General features: G+C 66.9%; 12 protein-coding genes and 1 riboswitch. All 12 genes read left to right on the top strand.

Annotated features, from left to right (window positions below; translation table 11 throughout):
• Window positions 1–38 precede the first annotated feature (38 nt).
• Entirely contained in the window at window positions 39–1,619 is a 1,581-nt protein-coding gene (locus tag F0185_RS10770; protein ID WP_167224235.1) for a DUF2138 family protein, read from the top strand.
• The gene (locus tag F0185_RS10765) at window positions 1,619–2,284 is read left to right on the top strand and encodes a DUF1175 family protein (RefSeq protein WP_370664005.1); all 666 of its coding nucleotides are present in this window, start codon (window positions 1,619–1,621) and stop codon (window positions 2,282–2,284) included. Before F0185_RS10770 ends, F0185_RS10765 begins: the two co-directional genes overlap by 1 nt.
• The gene (locus F0185_RS10760) at window positions 2,281–6,870 is read left to right on the top strand and encodes an alpha-2-macroglobulin family protein (RefSeq protein ID WP_167224231.1); all 4,590 of its coding nucleotides are present in this window, start codon (window positions 2,281–2,283) and stop codon (window positions 6,868–6,870) included. The genes F0185_RS10765 and F0185_RS10760 overlap by 4 nt, the downstream gene beginning before the upstream one ends.
• Window positions 6,871–6,899: 29 nt before the next feature.
• Complete coding sequence (locus F0185_RS10755) at window positions 6,900–8,567, top strand: DUF2300 domain-containing protein (RefSeq protein WP_229476900.1); 1,668 nt, start codon at window positions 6,900–6,902, stop codon at window positions 8,565–8,567.
• 17 nt (window positions 8,568–8,584) lie between these two features.
• Entirely contained in the window at window positions 8,585–9,337 is a 753-nt protein-coding gene (locus F0185_RS10750) for a YfaP family protein (protein WP_167224227.1), read from the top strand.
• A 131-nt stretch (window positions 9,338–9,468) separates the two neighbouring features.
• Window positions 9,469–9,834 carry a hypothetical protein gene (locus F0185_RS10745; RefSeq protein WP_167224225.1) on the top strand — a complete coding sequence of 122 codons (366 nt, stop codon included), beginning with the start codon at window positions 9,469–9,471 and terminating at the stop codon, window positions 9,832–9,834.
• Window positions 9,835–9,901: 67 nt separating this feature from the next.
• A complete protein-coding gene (locus F0185_RS10740) occupies window positions 9,902–10,270 on the top strand; it encodes a hypothetical protein (RefSeq protein WP_167224224.1) in 369 nt (122 codons plus the stop codon).
• A 78-nt stretch (window positions 10,271–10,348) separates the two neighbouring features.
• A riboswitch (cobalamin riboswitch) is annotated at window positions 10,349–10,573 on the top strand.
• 150 nt (window positions 10,574–10,723) lie between these two features.
• Window positions 10,724–10,921 carry a CbtB domain-containing protein gene (locus F0185_RS10735; protein ID WP_166888775.1) on the top strand — a complete coding sequence of 66 codons (198 nt, stop codon included), beginning with the start codon at window positions 10,724–10,726 and terminating at the stop codon, window positions 10,919–10,921.
• Window positions 10,912–11,676, top strand: a complete 765-nt coding sequence (locus F0185_RS10730; protein WP_167224222.1) for a CbtA family protein — start codon at window positions 10,912–10,914, stop codon at window positions 11,674–11,676. The genes F0185_RS10735 and F0185_RS10730 overlap by 10 nt, the downstream gene beginning before the upstream one ends.
• A gap of 3 nt (window positions 11,677–11,679) precedes the next feature.
• Window positions 11,680–12,015: a (2Fe-2S) ferredoxin domain-containing protein gene (locus F0185_RS10725; protein ID WP_166888777.1), complete on the top strand. Its 336-nt coding sequence runs from the start codon at window positions 11,680–11,682 to the stop codon at window positions 12,013–12,015.
• On the top strand, window positions 12,005–16,090 hold the full coding sequence (locus F0185_RS10720; RefSeq protein WP_167224220.1) for a cobaltochelatase subunit CobN: 4,086 nt from the start codon (window positions 12,005–12,007) through the stop codon (window positions 16,088–16,090). Before F0185_RS10725 ends, F0185_RS10720 begins: the two co-directional genes overlap by 11 nt.
• A gap of 10 nt (window positions 16,091–16,100) precedes the next feature.
• Window positions 16,101–17,984, top strand: coding sequence for a magnesium chelatase subunit D family protein (locus F0185_RS10715; protein ID WP_167224218.1), 1,884 nt, complete (start codon window positions 16,101–16,103; stop codon window positions 17,982–17,984).
• Window positions 17,985–18,006: the final 22 nt, after the last annotated feature.

The raw sequence follows: 18,006 nt of genomic DNA, 5'->3' as shown, positions 1-18,006 counted from the left end.
ACATCATTGCCTCCGCCGCCAGTCACCATCGATACACTATGAACAAGAAAAAGTTGGGAATCATCGCCGCGGGCGTCGCCCTGTGCGCCGCCGCCGTGGCTGGCTATGCCATGTTCGGCTGGAAGAAAGCGCACCACGGCAAGGGCCTGAACATCGACCTGTCGCAGCCCGACGCGCTGATCGTGACCAAAAGCCTGTCGTCGCTTCCGCGCGACCTGCTCACCATTCCGCTGGCGCGCGACGTGCTGCGCGAGGATTTCGTGTTCTATTATGAGCAGAATGGCGACAAACTGGGCCTGCAGGGCGCCTTGCGCCGCATCGCCTATGAACATCAACTGGGCTGGGGCGACCAGTTGATCCGCACGGTGCTCGACGAGCCGGCCGACGTGGCCTTGTGGCGCGAGGAAGACGGCTCGCTCAAGCACTTCGCCATCGCCGTTTCGCGCAACAGCATGACGCGCCTGCTCGAACAAGCGGGCAAGGTCGCGCTCAAGGACACCCAGATGACGCTGGCCGGCGAGATTCGCGTCGAGGGCGACAAGGTCGCGCTGTACTCGCTCAATTACGCCCATAATCGCACCTTGTTGATCGCCGCGCGCGGCACGCGCATGGTGATCCTGTCCGATCCGGCCATGGTGTTCGGCGCCGACGGCAAGGCCGACGGCAAAGCCGAGACGACGGTGGCCAACCTGCTCGCCGCCGATCCGAAAAAACAGCAGGCATTGCGCCAGCAGTTCCACCTGGACGCCCAGCCGGTCGACGGTCACAGCGTGGCGGTCAAGGCCGACGTGCTGGCCTTCGGCTACCAGCCGTTCTTCGGCGCGCTCGACGCGTTGCGCTTCGACTTTACCAAGGGCCAGTGGCAGACGCGCGCGCTGGTAGACGCCGGCAAGCTGGCCGCCGGCGGCTACGACAACCGCGCCCTGTGGCCGGTGCTGCCGCATAATCCGGCCGCCTGCTTCGCCTTGCCCGCGGATTGGGCCGCCATGAAGACGGTGCTGGGCGACGTCGATGCGTCGTCCAACGTGGCGCCACTGTCCGAACAGTTGACGGGACCGGCCGCCGTTTGCTGGTACGGCACCTCGCGCCTGTACACGCCGCTGGTGGTGGCTACCCGCAAGGCGGGCGGCGGCGACGAGCTGTATGGCGCGCTGTTCGCGGCCGCCATCGGCAACAAGAAGAGCGGTGCGGTGCAAAAATCGGCTGGCCCGAACGGCGCCACGCTGTGGCAGCGCGAAGTCGCCACCGGCATCGGTCCCCAGCATCCGACCCTGGCGGTGAGCGGCCAGACCGTGCTGTTTTCGCCAGACCGCAAGCTGGTCGAACAGGCGCTGGCGGTGGCCCGCAAGCAGGCCCCGGCGATTGCCGACCGCTTGAGCGATTCCTCGCACACGGTGGGCCTGATCGCGCCGTCCGCGCTGGCCGAGTTGATTCGCAAGGAAGCTTTCGAGGCGCTGCCGTCCGCGCGCGAGCCGGTGCTGCGCGCCGCCGCCGACGCGCACCTGGTGCCGCGCCTGAACGCGCTCAAAAAATATCCGCCATACCGGCTCGTGCTCAAGTCGCTGCCCGCCAGTGGCGTGAGCTGGCAGCAGGTCGAGTGGCAGGCGATCGATAAATGATGGCAGTCACCCGCCGTCACCTGCTGGGCCTCGCCGCCGGCTGCGCCGTGCTGCCGTGGGCGCGCGCGCTCACCGGCGCGCCGGCCGCCGCCATGCCCGCCTACCTGTCGAAGGCGCAGAGCCGCGCCTTCCAGGCGTGGATGCTGCGCATCGTGAACGCGCAGATGGAGCAGGGCCCGTCGCCGCGCTGGCAGCACCGCGACTGCGCAGGCCTGGTGCGCTTTGCCGTGAACGAGGCGCTGACCGTGCATGACGCTCGGTGGATGCGCGCCAACGGCATCGGCAGCGACGGCCAGCTGCCGCCCGAACTCGAACTGACGCCGGCCCAGCAAGTGCTGCGCAACCGCTGGGTGCAGACCGGCGGCACGGTCGGCCATTATGTTTCGGCCATCGGCCTGGTGCAGAACAACAGCCGCTTCATCGGGCGCGACGTCAATCAGGCGCAGCCCGGCGACCTGCTGTTTTTCGACCAGGGCGACGAACATCACCTGATGGTCTGGATGGGCGCGCGCATCGCGTACCACACCGGCACCGTCACACCGAACGACAACGGACTGCGTACCGTTGATGTCCCACAACTCAAAACCTGGAAGGACACGCGGTGGCAACCAGCGGTCGACAATCCCAATTTCGCCGGCATGTTCCGGCTGGCGTTTTTAACATGAACAATCCAATCACACGCGCCATGGCGCTGCTGGTGCTGCTGTGCGCCTTCGTGCCCGCGCTGGCGCCGGCCCAGGAGGCCGAGGCGGTCGAGGCCCAGGCCAAGCCCGCCGAGGCCAGCGCCGCACCGTCCGGCACCAATTACACCAGCTTCAAGGGCGAACCGTTCTTCCTGCTGTCCGACGCGGCCTACGGCAGCGGCGAAGTGGCCAAGGTGCGCCTGGAAGTGCCGGGGCGCGATATGGCGCGCTCCAACCTGGAGGAGTACGGCGGCGTCGATGTGCTGGTGTACCGCGTTCCAGAGCCGCTCGAGTTCCTGAAAAAGCAGCGCAACCTGCACCGCGTGCAGGTGGCCGGCAATTACAAGGGCGAGGGCTTGCTCAACACCCTGACCATGCTGTGGGACCGCTGGTGGAAGCAGTCGCGCATGGCCTGGCGCAAGCTGTTTTCGAACGACGCGCGCGAGGCGGTCACCAGCGCCCAGCCCAAGCTGGCCACCAGCGAATCGATCACGCGCCCGGTGCCGTTCCGCCAGCAGCCGCAGTACGAGCCGCTCAAGGGCTACGACCTGGTCGACCGCTTCCGCTACCCGGTCTGGAAGGCGCAGATCATCACGCCGCCGGCCGGCATCAAGATGGAAGGCTCGAGCAGCGAATTCATGGCCACCAGCGCCGGCAACGTGATGATCCCGATCGGCCAGCGCAAACCGGGCCTGTATCTGGTCGAGGCGATCATCGGCGAGCACCGCGCCACCACCCTGGTATTTGTATCGGACACGATGGCCATTACCAAGGTGTCAGCCAACCAGATGCTGGTGTGGGCCGCGCGGCGCGACAACGGCGCCGCGGTGCCGGACGTCGACGTCACCTGGACCGACGGCAGCGGCGTGCTGCAATCGGGCCGCACCGGCGCCAATGGCGTGGTCTCGCTCGATCGCGGCAGCCCGGAGCACACGTATGTGATGGGGGAAGACCGCAGCGGCGGCGTGTTCGTGTCCGAGAATTTTTACTACGACAGCGAAATCTATAACACCAAGGTGTATGCCGTTACCGACCGTCCGCTGTACCGGCCGGGCGACGAAGTCAACGTCAAGTTTATCGGCCGCGAATTTACCGGCGCGCGCACCTCGCAGGCGGCCGTGACGGCGCCGCTGGCGCTGACCGTGTTCGATCCGAACGGCACGCCGCTGCTGACGCAGTCGCTGCAACTGACCGGGGAAACCGGCAGCGACACGCGCTTCCGCCTGCCCGACAACGCCGGCGCCGGCGGCTACGAACTGCGCTTCACCTACCGCGACACCCAGTACGGCGCCGCCTTCCGCGTGGCCGACTACGTCAAGCCGCATTTCGAGATCAACCTGGTCCCGGCCAAGGCTGATTTCAAGACCGGCGAAGACGTCAAGGGTCGCATCGAACTGCGCTACCCGGACGGCACGCCGGTCGCCAAGGCCAGCCTGTCGCTGACCCTGCGCGCCCAGAAGAACGCCATGGTCGAAGGCGAATTGCGCTACAGCGGCGCATTCCCGGTCGAATTGAAGACCCAGGAACTGGTCAGCGATGGCAAGGGCAATGTCGATTTTGTGCTGCCGCAGGCCAAGGACCCGTCGCGCTACATTCTCACCGTACTGGCCTCTGACGGCGCGGCCTACCGCGTCAGGAGCACGCGCGAACTGATGATCGAGCGTTCGGCCAGCCAGTACACGCTCAAGGCGCAGCGGCGCTTTTCCGCGCCCGGCGAAACGGTGCGCTTCGACGTTGCGGCCGAGGCCACCGCAGGCGCCAAGCCGGTGCGCTGGGAGATGATCCAGTTAGAGAAGCAGACCAAAACCGAGGGCGTGTTCGACGCGTCCAAGCCGACCTGGGATGTAAACTTCCCGGCATCGGGTTCGTATCAACTGAGCCTGCGCGACGCCCAGAACAACCTGGTCGGCGGCACCAGCCACTGGGTCAGCGGCCAGGGGCTGGCGGCCACGCCGGGCAGCATCGAGATCGTGCTTGACCATGAACGCTACCGCGCCGGCGACACCGCCGAAGCGCTGATCACCTTCGCCGACCCGGTCGACCAGGCCTTGCTGACGCTCGAGCGCGACAAGGTCGAACAGGTTGGCCTGCTCACCGCCGGCGCCGACTGGATCAAGCCGGTGCGCGTGGCGCCCAACCAGTGGCGCGTGAAGATTCCCGTCAAGGACGACTACGGCCCGAACATCACGTTCTCGGTGGCGTACACGCGCAAGGGCGACTTCGTGTTCCAGAACGCCGGCATCCAGATCGTCGAGCCGCGCATCGCGCTGCGGTTCAAGACCGACAAGGAAGTCTACCAGCCGGGCGAGAAGGTCACCATCGACGTCACCGCGCAGATGGACGGCAAACCGGTATCGACCCTGGTCACGCTGGGCGTGGTCGACGAAATGATCTACGTGCTGCAGCCGGAGATCGCGCCCGATATCGGCGACTTCTTCTACCACCCGCGCCGCAACAACGTACGCACCACCGCCAGCCTGTCGTTCATCAGCTACGACCTGGCTGCCGGGCGCAGCGCCGGCGCCCCCGCGCGCCATAACTACAACGAGCGTGGCGTCAAAGTGCTGGAACGCCCGCGTCGCGACAATGTCGACACAGCCCTGTGGGCGCCCGCGCTCAAGACCGACGCCGACGGCCGCGCGCGCGTCACCTTCACCATGCCCGACGCACTGACGCGCTGGCGCATCACCGGCCGCGCCATGGATGCGCAGGGGCGGGTCGGCCAGCACAGCGGCTATCTGCGCTCGGACAAGAACTTCTTCGCCAAGTGGACCGCGCCGGACTGGATGCGGGTGGGCGACGCGCCGCAGGCATCGGTAGCGGTGTTCAACCAGACCGCCAGCGACCAGCCTGTTGAAGTCACCCTCACCGCCGGCACGGTCGTCAAGACCGAGAAGATCACCGCCCGCCGTGGCGTGAACTATGTACAGTTCCCGCTGCCGGCCTACAGTGGCCCGATGCGCCTTGAAGTCAAACAGGACGGCAAACTGGTCGACGCGCTCGACACCGACGTGCAGGCATTGCCGGCCGCCTGGAACAGCCCGCGCACCCTGAGCGTGCCGCTGACCGGCGTTAGCGTGCCGGTCACGCTGCCGGCGGACGCGCGCAATATCCGCGTTTCGTTCGCCAGCGGCGCGGCCAGCCACTTCGCGCGCATCGCCGACGACCTGATCGAGTATCCGTACGGTTGCGTGGAACAGACATCGAGCCGCCTGATTCCGCTGGCGCTCGGATTGCAGAACCTTGGCCCGGAAGCCGGCCCGGTGCAACTGCGCCTCTTGAACACCTTGCAGGCGCAGCGCCTGCGCCTGGTGTCGATGGCCGGTCCGGAAGCGCAATTCGGCTGGTGGGGCAATGCCACCGCCGGCAATTCGCTGATGACGGCCTACGCCTATTACGCCGACTGGTACGCGGCGCGCGCGCTGCGCATCGAGATGCCGCCCGAGCACTGGCAAGGTTTGCTGGCCATGTACGGCAAGGAAGGCCTGAAAGAGCCGGTGCTGCACCGTGCGCTGACCCTGTGGCTGGCGCAGGAAATGGGCTTGCCGGTCAAGACGCTCGCTTCCGGCCTGGCCGACGAACTGGCCAAGACAAAACTCGACGCCAAACCGGCCGCGCTGGCGCCGACCAGCAGTATGCTGCTCACCGCCGAAAGCGGCAACTCGCAGGCGCTGACCCTGGCCCTGCTGTCGGTGATCGCCGCCAACGATGGCGTGGCGCTCGCACCCGAACTGCAGGAGCAGGCCGGCGCCGCGTGGACCACCTTGCGCGCCAACCCGGCGCCACTGGCGCAAGCCTTGCTGATGCTGGGCGGGCAGCTGCCGGCCAGCCAGGCCGACGCCGTGCTGGGCGCGGTGCGCTCCGACATGCCGACCCTGGACCGCGCGCTGACCTTGGTGTGGGTGCAGAAGAAGCTGGGCGGCCCGCCGGCCGCGAAAGACGCCGGCGTCGCACTCACCGGCACCTGGCAAAAATCGGCCAGCCCGCTCGGCCAGGCCTTGTTCCGCTGGCAGCCTGTGAAGGGTGTACCGACCCAGTTGCAACTGGCCGAAGCCGCGCCGGAGAACACGGTGGCCATCATCCAGTACGACAGCCGCGAAGCGGAAACGCATACGCTGCCGGTCAAGATCGAGCGGCGCCTGATGCGCATGGAGCAGAAGGACAAGACCTTCAGCCCCGTGCCCGTGAAAAACGGCGAGGCGTTGCGCACCGACGCGCTGTACCTGGACGAAATCACGCTCACGCCGGCGGCCGGCGCGAAGTACCGCTATGGCCTGCTCGAAGTGGCGCTGCCGCCCGGCGCCTCGGTCGAGGCGACCACCTGGGGCATGACGCTCGCAGGCGAGAAAAAGGAAGCGCTGGAAGCTGCGCGCCATGAATCGCGCCGTGAAGGCTACGTGGTGCCGGTCGAGCCACTGGCCGAACCGCTGCGCGTGCGCCATCTGCTGCGCTTTGCGCAAAAAGGCAGTTACGTGCTGCCGCCGGCGCGCTACTACCGCATGTACCAGCCCGAGAACAAGGCGCTGGAAGGCGAGGGCAAGACCATGCGCACCTTGCAGGTCGAATAATGCCGGCATGCCGGTCAAACCGATGCGCATTGGCGCTGGCGCTGTGCGCACCGCTGGCGCAGGCGGCCACGCTCGATGTGGCGTGGTGGCGCGACGGCCAGCTCACCGCGCTGCAGCTCGACGACAAGGGCGGCAGCAGGCGCGCGCCCTTCGACGGCGCGCGCCAGGTGCCGCTGGGCAGCCTGTGGAAGCTGTTCGTGTACGTGTATGCGATCGACAAAAAAGTGCCGACCCCGGACTATACCTGCGGCGGCCAAAAGAACGAGGAAGTGTACTGCTGCACCGCCGGTAAAAGCATCGCGCGCGACCTGGCGCTGGCGCAGTCGTGTGGCCTGTTTTTCTCGCCGGCCCGCTTGATGCTTACGCGCCGCCCGTGGCGGCAGTATTGGAGCGAGCGTCTCGGGCGCGATGCGAGCGGCGAATACGATTGGCTGGCCGACCCGGCCAACCTGGCGCCGGAACGCCTGGTCAGCCTGCGCAGCCTGATGCTGGCGCTGGCCAGCATTCCGGCCGACAGCCGCAAGGACGCCGAGTCGGCGCTGCTGCACGTGGTGCTGGGCGCGCGCGGCGTCAACACCGCCAGCTGGCTCGGCAGCCGCCTGCGCGTGAAGACCTACTCGTGGCACCATCCGCAGCGCACGACCGAGCGGCTCGGCGGCGCGGCCGGCTGGCTGGCCGATGGCACGCCGCTGTGGTTCGGCGGCGCCGACACCAGCAGCCGCATCCTGGAAAAATGGGCGCCGCGCCTGGCCAGTACCTTGCCTTCGGCGGCGGCGCCGCTTGATGCGGGCTGCGTGCTGGTCGATTACTTCGCGCGCTATCCGATCAAGGCGGTGGTGGTGGGGCGCAACGCCGCCGTGCCGGGACTCCTTCGCGGGCCGTACCAGGTGCGCTTCGAGAACGGCCGCAGCCTGGCGTTTTTCAGCCAGAACGACATGGTGCTGGAGCGCGATCCGCAGGGGCGGACGCGCCTGACCGGACGATTCGGGGTCAACGAGTACGTGGCGCGCGTGATCGACCGCGAGGGCGGTACCAGCGCGCCGGAGGCAGCCAAGGCGCTGGCGGTGGCGGCGCGTACCTATCTGCAGCAGAACGCGCAGTGGGCCGAGGGTTGCCAGCGCATCGCCGACAGCAGCGCCACGCAGCGCGTCGCTCCCCAGCCGGCCAGCGTGGCGGCGCGCGCCATCGCCGACTGGACCGACCAGCTGGTGCTGTCCGGCGTGAATGTGCGCTATCACGCCGATACGGCGTCGAAGGACACCATGGCGTGGAGCCAGGCGGTGGAAGAGGCGCAACGGGGAATGCGTTTCGACGCCATCCTGACGGCGGCCTATCCCGGCGCCGACCTGACCACGCTCTCGGGCGGCGACTCGCAGCAGTGCGTGCGCCTGCCCGGCGCGCAGGCGTGGCTGGCGCGCGAGCTGCCGCAGTGGGAGCGCGTGCTGCGCAAACAGGCCGGCTACGAAACGCCGGCCGAACCACCGGCGGTATGCCACCTGGTGCGCGGCGCGCCGTATTCGGAGCAGTCGCGTAACCGGATCTATTTGCGCGGCCTGGCCAGCCGCGAGGACCGCATCACCTTGGCGCACGAGTTCCTGCACCTTGGCCTGCGCAACCACCCGAGCGGGCAGGATGAAGTCCTGGTCGAACAACTGGCGCGGCGCCTGGTCGATACGCGCCTGGAAGCGCATCAATAATCCCACCACACCTGATCATGAAAATACTGTTGATATCCGCACTGCTGTTGTCCACCACCGCCTTGGCCCAAGTGAAGATCGACTCGCCCAACAGCGGCTGGCGCAATTCCAAGGGCGCCAAAGAGGCGTATTCGCAGGATGTGAATTATCCGGCGGCGTCGGTCAGCGTGCAGGAGGGGCAGAGTCCGACGGCCGAGATTCGCGGGCGCATCGCCGGCAAGGGCAAGAGCAAGCCGGCCACCCTGGTGGTCAACGGCGTGGCGATGCCGATGGCGGTGCAGGAAGACGGCAGCTTCGCGCGCCCGTACGCCTTCGGACGCGGGTCGAACAGCGTGGAAGTGCGCTCGCCCGACGGCAAGGCGCGCAACCGCACCCAGTTTCTCGATTCGTACGCCGGCAAGACCCAGTCGCGCCTGCGCGTGGTGCTGTCGTGGGACAGTGACGGCACCGATGTCGACCTGCACGTGGTCGCGCCCGACGGCGGCCACTCGTGGTACGGCAACCGGGTCATGCCCAACGGCGGCGCGCTCGATGTCGACGTCACCACGGGGTACGGGCCGGAGATTTTTTCCAGCGCCGCGCCGCCGAAGGGAAACTACCACGTCTATGTGAACTATTACGGGGCCGGCCAGGACAGCGGCATCCTGACGGTGGCGCAGGTGGCGATCATCACCAACGAAAATTCACCGAACGAGCGCCAGGAAGTGGTGCGCGTGCCATTGCGCGCGCCGGGCGAACTGACCTTGGTCAAGTCGTTTGTATTTCCTTGACCTGCGCTCCGAAAACAACGCCCTTCATCGGCGCTTTGACAGTTTTTGAAAGGCATGTAAAACTGTCGTCAGGAAATACGATCCTGGCTGCGCACCGACTGCGCCAGTCTTCTGACGAATTGGGAGTGCAAGTGAGTACTGCAGCATGGATCTACGATGCCAGCATCGTTATCAGGAACGCCCGGCAACCGGAGGCGTTCAACGCGATTCGCACATCGTTCGAAGGATGCGACTCCTTTTTCGCCGAACGCGCACGCGCCGAACGCGACTTCCCGGCTTTCCTTGAATCGATCGGCTTCACCAGCCAGCGCCAGGAAGGCGCGCTGCTGATTGACGGCGGCGATATCGAGATCATCACCAACTGGCTGATTCGCCTGTTCGACACGCTCGGGCCCTTCGTCGAACCGGGCGGTGTGCTGGAGATCCGCGACGAAGAAGGCGAGCAGATGACGTTCTGCTACGACGGCAAGCAGATGGACATCGAATTCAGCGAGTAATGTAAGACGGCGGCGCGCCGCTTCATGCTACATTGGCACCCCATCAATTTTGAAGGAGTGCCGCGACATGCCACCGAATCCCGACATCGCCTCGATCCGCGCCGACCTGCTCGACGAGATGGCTGCCTATATGGAGCGCTGCGCCGAAGACACGGACAACGAGCCCCCGTACGGCAAGGCCGAAATCGACGAGTGTGCGAATATCCTCGACGCATACGCCGCCGCCATCGACAAGCTGCCCAAGCCTGCCGACCATGCAGCGATCATGAAAGAAGTTGAACGCGTCGTCGTGGCCCTCAACGAGTTCGATGAGCGCGCCGGCGGCGTGATCGAGACCGAAGAGCGCGAAAAACTGTGCGACATCATCTACCTGGTCGCCAAGGACGCCGGCCTGCAAGCCGACGAAGACATCACCGAACAATGGCGCGACTGGTAAATACAGGCACTGCGACACGCACTGCGACGCCCACCTCGCGCGCAACCTTGCAATTTATATAGTCCAGACCTATACTTCGCCGGTAGTCAAGCTTCTGGTTCTGGCAAACGATCGTTTGCCGGATTAAATGGGAAGCCGGTGCGCTTCTTCACGGAGCAAAGCCGGTGCTGCCCCCGCAACGGTAAGCGAGTCAAGGATGTGTATCACGCCACTGTGCAAAGCATGGGAAGGCGCATATCCCGGAAGTGGGCTTTGGCCCCGCCACTCGCCAGCCCGGAAACCAGCCGAAGCGGTAAGTCGTTTGTATCGCGGAGGGCGATCCAGGTGGATCGCTGCGTACCGCACCCATCTCACGTTCCTTCTCCCCGTACAAGCCCCCGGTTGCCGGCCATGGCAAGACGCGCGCGTCTGCATTGGACTGGCTCTATGCGCAGTGCTTTTGGAAGGAATGCCATGTCGTCGATCCGCAGCGTCACCCCTACCTTTGACGAACAAGTCCCGTTTACCGCCATCAAGGAGCGCATCGTGCAAGCCATGTGCGCCGCCAGCCTTGGCGCCGTGCTGCTGTTCGGCGCCGGCTTCGCCTCGATGGAAACGCTGCACAACGCGGCGCACGACAGCCGCCACTCGGCCGGCTTTCCATGTCACTGATTCGCACCGCGCCCGCAACGGGCCTGGGCACCTTTAACCGCATTCTCGCCAGCGCGGCGGCGGCCGGCATCCTGGCCGGCCTGCTGCTGACCGGCGTGCAGCAGGTACAAGTGGCGCCCATCATCCTGCAGGCCGAGGTGTTCGAAAGCGCCGCGCCCAAAGCGCTGGAAGTGGCCGCGCCGCACAGCCACGCCGACGCCACGCCGCACGAGCATGCGGACGATGGCGCCCACGAAAGCGCGCATGAACACGGCGGCTGGCAGCCGGACGACGGCCTTGAGCGCACCTTCTACACGGCGGTGGCCAATATCAGCGCCGGCGTCGGTTTTGCGCTGCTGCTGGCGGCGGCCATCAGCCTGCACGGCCGTGCAAGCGGCTGGCGCGCGGGCCTGTTGTGGGGTGCGGCCGGCTACACGGCGTTCTTTGTCGCGCCCTCGATCGGCTTGCCCCCCGAGCTGCCGGGCACCGTCGCCGCGCCGCTGCTGGCGCGCCAGCTCTGGTGGACCGCCACCGTCGCGGCCAGTGTCGGCGGCCTGGCGCTGCTGGTCTTCGCCAAAAACTGGCCGCTCAAGATCGCCGGCGCCTTGCTGCTGTTCGTGCCCCACCTGATCGGATCGCCGCAGCCGGCGCTGCATTCGAGCAGTGCGCCGCCCGAGCTGGCACGCAGCTTCCTGTACGCGACCTTGCTGGCGAATGCCGCCTTCTGGCTGGCCATCGGCGCGCTGTCGGGCTACTTCTACAAGAAGTTCGGCTGACCGATGCGCACCCACGACCGGCACGTGTTTATGTGCGTCGGCCCGCGCTGCACCGAAAACGGCGTGCAGGCGCAGGCCGTGTTCGAGCATATGGGGCGCGAAATCGACGCGCATCCGGACTTGTGCGTCAAGCGCACCCGCACCCACTGCATGGTCGCTTGCCGCAATGAAGGGCCGATCGTGGTGGTGTATCCCGAAGGCGTGTGGTACCGGCGCGTCGACGAAGCGGCGGCCGCGCGCATCGTCAGCGAGCACCTGATTGGCGGCGCGGAAGTGACCGACCTGATTTTCCATCGCATCGGCGAAGGCGACACACTCGTGGCGGACAATGACACCTGATTTTCCTCAAGGCCCGGCGCCCATCGCGCTGCTTACCCACGCATCGAACGACCTGACGGTCCTGCACCACGCAGTAAGCCAGTTGCCGCCCGAGTTCGGCGCGGTGGCGGGCGTGAACCTGCAAGGGCTCGACGCTGACGGCGGTCCCACGGCGCTGCTCTCGCGCGAGGTGCAGGGCGCGCGCATCATCATCTTGCGCGTACTCGGACGACTCGGCAGCGTCCCCGGTTTTGCCGACCTGGTAAGCCATGCGCGCCGCACCGGCCAGCACCTGATCGCCATCAGCGGCACCGGCGAGCCCGATCCGGAGCTGGCAGCAGTATCGACCGTCGCACCGGACGTGCTGCAACAAACACTGAACTACTTCCATTGCGGCGGCAGCGGCAACCTGGCGCAGTTGCTGCGCTATTTGTCAGATCACCTGCTGCTGACCGGATTCGGGTACGAAAGCGCGCTGGCGCTGCCGGAACACGGCATTTATCATCCCGACCTGGCGCAGGGCGCCGCCATCGACGACTGGCTGGCGCTACGCAAAGCCGGCGCGCCGAGTGCCGGCATTGTGTTCTACCGCGCGCATTGGATGAGCGGGAACACGCGCTTCATCGACGCGCTGCTGGGCGCCCTGGAAAAGCGCGGCATGAACGTGCTGCCGGTGTTTACGTCGTCCTTGCGCAGCGGCGCCGGCGGCGGTGGCGAGCTCCCGGACGCGCTGCGCTACTTCAGCGACGCGCGCGGGGTGCATATCGACGTATTGATCAACACGACATCGTTCGCGATGGGTGAGATTACGCCTGGCGGCCCCACGCCGGCCGGCTGGTCGGTGGGCGTGCTGGAAACGCTGAACGTGCCGGTGCTGCAAGCGATCACCAGCGGCATGACCCTGCCGCAGTGGGAGCAGTCCGCGCGCGGCCTCAATCCGCTCGATACCGCGATGAACGTGGTGCTGCCCGAATTCGACGGGCGCATCATCACCGCGCCGGTGTCGTTCAAGTCGCGCGCCGCCGGCCTGCAGGGCGACGCGGTCGAATACGAGCCGGTGCCGGACCGGGTGGCGCGCGTGGCCGGCATCGCCGCGCGCTTTGCACGCCTCAAGCACGTGCCCAACGCCGAGAAGCGCGTCGCCTTCATGTTCACCAATTCGAGCAGCAAGGCGTCCCAGATCGGCAATGCGGTCGGGCTGGACGCCCCGGCTTCGCTGATGCGCATCCTGGACGCCATGCGCGATGCCGGCTACGACGTCGGCCAGCTGCCCGCCGACGGCACGACGCTCATCCACGACCTGGTTGCGCGCTGTTCGTACGACCAGATTTACGTGACCACCGAGCAGTTGCGCAACGCCGCCGGCCGCGTGCCCGCCGCGCTGTACGCGCAGTGGTTTGCCGAGCTCACGCCCGACATGCAGGAGAAAATGAGCGGCCAGTGGGGCGCGGCCCCGGGCGAAGCGTATGTGTGCGACGGCCACCTGGCGCTGGCCGGTATCGAATTGGGCAATACCTTCGTCGCGTTGCAACCGCCGCGCGGCTACGGCATGGATCCGGACGCGATCTATCACCAGAGCGACCTGCCGCCGACCCACCATTATTACGCCCTGTACCGCTGGCTGCGCGATGTCTGGCGCGCCGACGCCATCGTCCATGTCGGCAAGCACGGCACGATGGAATGGCTGCCCGGTAAAGGGGTCGGCCTGTCGCAGAACTGCTTCCCGGACGCCTTGCTGGGCGACTTGCCGCTGTTTTACCCGTTCATCATCAACGATCCGGGCGAAGGTTCGCAGGCCAAGCGGCGCGCGCATGCGGTCGTGGTCGACCACCTGACGCCGCCAATGACCACTGCCGATACCTACGGGGCGCTGGCGCAGCTCACGCAACTGGTCGACGAGTATTACCAGGTCGAAGTGCTGGACCCGGCCAAGCTGCCGCTGTTGCAGCAGCAGATCTGGGAACTGGTCAAGCAGACCAACCTGAATGCCGACCTGCAGGCGCGCCTGCTGCACCATGATCATGATCATGACCACGATCATGGACACGGCCATCATCATCATCACGACCATGATCGCGACCATGATCACGACCATCACCACGACGAAGACGGCGAGCTGCCGGCCGCGCTGGCGTCGATGGGTGGCTCCGACGTGGCCCACCTGATCGAAGATCTTGACGGCTATCTGTGCGAGCTCGGTTCGGCCCAGATCCGCGACGGCCTGCATATCCTCGGCGGCGGTCCGGACGCGGAACAGATGCCGGCCATGCTGGTATCGCTTACGCGCCTTCCCAACCTGGATATTCCGGGCCTGCAGGCCGAAGTGTCGAAACTGTTCGGCCTGACGATGGACCTGCTGCTCGACCAGAAGGGCCGCCGCATCAACGCGGCGCCGGCACTGGCGCGGCTGGCGCAGTGCGCCGTGGTCACGCGCTCGGATGCGCTCGACGCCATCGACGCCTTGTGCCTGCGCTTGTTTACCGAACTGGCGGCGCGCGAATACCGCCCGGCCGCCATCGATGACGTGCTCAACCTCGTCTTTGCCGACATCGATGGCGACCAGGTGGCCGCGCCGCTGCTGCAACCGGCCATGCGCGTCAAATCGAGCATGCTCTCGCAGATGGGCAAGGCACGTCCCGCGCCCGCTGCCGTGCGCGCTGCTGTTTCCCCCATCGCTCCGGCCGCGCCGGCAGTCAATCGTTTCGAGGCGCTGCGCAAGGTGCTCGGTTTCGCGTGCAGCCAGCTGGTGCCGAACCTGGCGCGCGCCACCGACGAAATCGACAACCTGATCAACGGCCTGTCCGGCGAATACGTACCGGCCGGCCCGAGTGGTTCGCCCACGCGCGGCATGGCGCACATCCTGCCGACGGGGCGCAACTTCTACTCGGTCGACCCGCGCAGCGTGCCGTCGCAATCGGCCTGGCGCGTCGGCCTGCAACTGGCGCACGAGGTATTGACGCGGCACGAGCGCGAAACCGGCGAATATCCCGAGAGCGTGGCCATCAGCATCTGGGGCACCAGCGCAATGCGCACCCACGGCGACGACGTGGCCCAGATCCTGGCGCTGCTCGGCGTACGCCCGGTATGGCGCGCCGAAAGCCGCCAGGTGAGCGGCGTGGAAGTGATCCCGCTCGACGAACTGAAACGCCCGCGCATTGACGTTACGACCCGCATCAGCGGCTTTTTCCGCGACGCGTTCCCGCAACTGATCGACCTGATCGACGATGCCGTGAACACCGTCATCGCGCTCGACGAACCGCTCACGCACAACTTCGTGCGCAAGCACTACCTGGCCGAACTCGGAGGCTGGATAGAGCAGGGACTGAGCCCGGAAGAGGGCGCGCGGCGCGCGTCGTACCGCGTGTTCGGCGCCAAGCCGGGCAGCTACGGCGCCGGCATCCTGCCCTTGATCCAGCATAAGAACTGGGAAGCCGACGCCGATTTCGCCGAAGCCTACGTCAACTGGGGCGGCTACGCCTACGCGCGCGGTGAACAGGGCGCCGACCAGCGCGACGCCTTCAAGGTGCGCCTGTCCGGCGTGCAGGTCGCCCTGCACAACCAGGACAACCGTGAACACGACATTTTCGACAGCGACGACTACCTGCAATTCCACGGCGGGATGATCGCCACGATTCGCGCCCTGACCGGCCAGCAGCCGCGCCACTACTTCGGCGACAGCGCCGACCCGGCGCGCGCGCAGGTGCGCGACCTGAAGGAGGAAACCCTGCGCGTGTTCCGCTCGCGCGTGGTCAATCCCAAATGGCTGGCCAGCATCCAGCGCCACGGTTACAAGGGCGGGCTGGAACTGACGGCCACCGTCGACTACCTGTTCGGCTACGACGCCACGGCGCAGGTCATGGACGACTGGATGTACGAAGACGTGGCCCAGGCCTACGGCTTCGACGACACCATGCAGCGCTTCCTGGAAGAAGCCAATCCGTGGGCGCAGAACGCGATTGCCGAACGCCTGCTGGAAGCGGCCAGCCGTGGCATGTGGGCCGAGCCGCGTCCGGAAACACTGGCCAAGCTGCGCGAACTGTATCTCGATAGCGAAACCCTGCTCGAAGCGCGCGGCGAAACGGCCCGCAATGGATAAGATAAAGATCATGAACTTTCCGTTTTCGGCCATCGTCGGCCAGCCGCAGTTGCAGCGCGCGCTGATGCTGTGCGCGGTCGATCCCGGCATGGGCGGTGTGCTCATTCGCGGCGACAAGGGCACTGCCAAGAGCACGGCGGCGCGCGCGCTGGCCGACGTGCTGCCGCATATCGACACGGTCGCCGGCTGCGCCTACAACTGTGGCGCGGGTTCGGTGTCCGAGCACTGCGACGCCTGCGCCAGCGGCGCGCCGCGCCTGGCCCCGGTGCCATTCGTGACCCTGCCGCTGGGCGCGACCGAAGACCGCGTGATCGGCAGCGTTGATCTTGCGCGCGCCCTGCAAGGTGGCCAGCGCGTGTTCCAGCCTGGCTTGCTGGCGGCGGCGCACCGGGGCGTACTATATATAGATGAAGTCAACCTGCTGGCCGACCATTTGGTCGACGTTCTGCTCGACGTGGCGGCGATGGGCGTCAATTCGGTGCAGCGCGAAGGGCTGTCGATCCGCCATCCGGCGCGTTTTACGCTGGTCGGCACCATGAACCTGGAAGAAGGCGACCTGCGCCCGCAACTGCTGGACCGCTTCGCCCTGATGGTCGAAGTGGCGGCTCCGCGCGACAAGAAAGTGCGCTCCGAAGTGGTGCGCCGCCGGATCGCCTTCGAAGCCGACCCCGTGGCATTTTGCGCGGCGTGGGAAGAGCAGCAGCAGGCCTTGCACCGCCAACTGGCCGAAGCCCAGCGCCTGCTGCCGCAGGTGGCGCTGGACGACGCCATGCTGGACCTGATCAGCCACTTGTGCTGCGAATTCGAGGTAGCCAGCCTGCGTGCGGACATCGTCATGCATAAGGCGTCGCGCGCCCTGGCCGCGCTGGACGGACGGCTGCAGGTCACGCCGGCCGATCTGCGCAGCGCCGCCGAACTGGTGCTGCCGCACCGGCGCCGCCGCAAACCGTTCGAACAACCGGGCCTCGATCATGACCGGCTGGACGAATTGATGCGCGAAGCATCGCCGCCGCCACCCGCGCAGGACGACGCCAGCGAATCCGACGACGGCGAACAAACGCCATCCGATGAACAAGGCGAAGAGCAGGTGTTCGCAGCCGCGCCCAGCGCCGCCGCGCCGCGCATCGTGGTCGAATCGACCTCGGGCCACAGCAGCGCGGGCCGCCGCAGCGAAGCGATGGGCGCCGCGCGCGGAAGCGTGGTGCGGGCCGTGCCCGACGAGCAGCCGACCAGCATCGCCATCGGCGCGACTTTACTCAGCGCCGCCATGCGCGAGCCGGGCCACGTGCAGGTCACGCGGGCCGACCTGCACCAGCAGATCCGGGTCGGCAAAAGCGCGAACCTGATCCTGTTCGTGGTCGACGCCTCCGGCTCGATGGCCGCCCAGCGTCGCATGGAAGCGGTCAAGGGCGCCGTGCTGGCCCTGCTGACCGATGCGTACCAGCGGCGCGACACGGTGGCCGTGATCTCGTTCCGGGGCCAGTCGGCGCACCTGCTGCTGGCGCCGACGGGTAGCGTGGACCGTGCGCAGCAGGGCTTGTCCGAGCTGCCGACCGGCGGGCGCACGCCCCTGCCGCACGCGCTGCACCTGGCGCTCGACACGCTGGAAAAATCGGCTCATCGCGCCCCGGCGCTGATGGTGCTGCTCACCGATGGCAAGGCCAACGTACCGCTGGCGGCCGATGGCGACGCCTGGCGCGAGTCGCTCGACCTGGCCGGCAAGCTGGCCGAACGCGGCGTGCCCGCGCTGGTGCTCGATACCGAGAGCGGCTATTTGCGCCTCGGACGCGCCGCGCAACTGGCGCACACCTTGGGCGCCGAATGCCTGACGCTCGAGCAGCTGTCGGCCGACAACCTGGCGCTGACGATCCGCGCGCGCCTGGCGCCCACCTGACAACACAGAATATGAGGAGCAG

It is taken from the genome of Massilia rubra, from assembly GCF_011682065.1.
Taxonomy (GTDB): Bacteria; Pseudomonadota; Gammaproteobacteria; order Burkholderiales; family Burkholderiaceae_D; genus Telluria_A; species Telluria_A rubra.
This window is presented reverse-complemented; position numbering and strand designations above follow the sequence as displayed.

Excerpts from the sequence above, each read along its gene's own strand:
- F0185_RS10770 (WP_167224235.1), top strand. The coding sequence starts at position 39 with ATGAACAAGAAAAAGTTGGGAATCATCGCCGCGGGCGTCGCCCTGTGC.
- F0185_RS10765 (WP_370664005.1), top strand. The coding sequence starts at position 1,619 with ATGGCAGTCACCCGCCGTCACCTGCTGGGCCTCGCCGCCGGCTGCGCC.
- F0185_RS10760 (WP_167224231.1), top strand. The coding sequence starts at position 2,281 with ATGAACAATCCAATCACACGCGCCATGGCGCTGCTGGTGCTGCTGTGC.
- F0185_RS10750 (WP_167224227.1), top strand. The coding sequence starts at position 8,585 with ATGAAAATACTGTTGATATCCGCACTGCTGTTGTCCACCACCGCCTTG.
- F0185_RS10740 (WP_167224224.1), top strand. The coding sequence starts at position 9,902 with ATGCCACCGAATCCCGACATCGCCTCGATCCGCGCCGACCTGCTCGAC.
- F0185_RS10735 (WP_166888775.1), top strand. The coding sequence starts at position 10,724 with ATGTCGTCGATCCGCAGCGTCACCCCTACCTTTGACGAACAAGTCCCG.
- F0185_RS10730 (WP_167224222.1), top strand. The coding sequence starts at position 10,912 with ATGTCACTGATTCGCACCGCGCCCGCAACGGGCCTGGGCACCTTTAAC.
- F0185_RS10725 (WP_166888777.1), top strand. The coding sequence starts at position 11,680 with ATGCGCACCCACGACCGGCACGTGTTTATGTGCGTCGGCCCGCGCTGC.
- F0185_RS10720 (WP_167224220.1), top strand. The coding sequence starts at position 12,005 with ATGACACCTGATTTTCCTCAAGGCCCGGCGCCCATCGCGCTGCTTACC.
- F0185_RS10715 (WP_167224218.1), top strand. The coding sequence starts at position 16,101 with ATGAACTTTCCGTTTTCGGCCATCGTCGGCCAGCCGCAGTTGCAGCGC.